General features: G+C 68.0%; 1 protein-coding gene. It reads left to right on the top strand.

Annotation, left to right across the window (positions count from 1 at the left end):
* Window positions 1–96 precede the first annotated feature (96 nt).
* A complete protein-coding gene (locus PUR61_RS01595) occupies window positions 97–267 on the top strand; it encodes a hydrophobic protein (RefSeq protein ID WP_329874831.1) in 171 nt (56 codons plus the stop codon).
* The last annotated feature ends 71 nt before the right edge of the window (window positions 268–338 follow it).

Genomic DNA, 338 nt, shown 5'->3' with positions numbered 1-338 from the left:
GGGGTCGTCTGCCCTCGTCGGGCGGAAAGATTCCCAGGAATATGAGCTGTTCGGCGGGGCAGCCGGTCCTCCGACACTGACTACGGAGGTCGACTCATGGTTCCGCTTCTCATCGTCCTGCTGCTGGCTCTGCTCCTGTTCGGGGCGGGGTTCGCGGTGAAGATCCTCTGGTGGGTGGCCGTCGTCGTCCTGGTGCTCTGGCTGGTCGGGTTCGTCGCCCGTGGCACGCACTCCTCCGGCCGCCGTCACCGCTGGTACCGCTGGTGACCGGTAGGAACATCCGCATCCAGGGAGGGGGTGGGACCCGACGCGCGAGCGTCGGGTCCCACCCCCTCCCT

The organism is Streptomyces sp. BE20 (genome assembly GCF_036322525.1).
Lineage (GTDB): Bacteria > Actinomycetota > Actinomycetes > Streptomycetales > Streptomycetaceae > Kitasatospora.
The sequence above is the reverse complement of the archived record's forward strand: the minus strand, read 5'-3'. Positions and strand labels throughout refer to the sequence as shown.

What these genes read in the sequence shown, in the direction of transcription:
- PUR61_RS01595 (WP_329874831.1), top strand. Translation starts at nt 97, where the DNA reads ATGGTTCCGCTTCTCATCGTCCTGCTGCTGGCTCTGCTCCTGTTCGGG.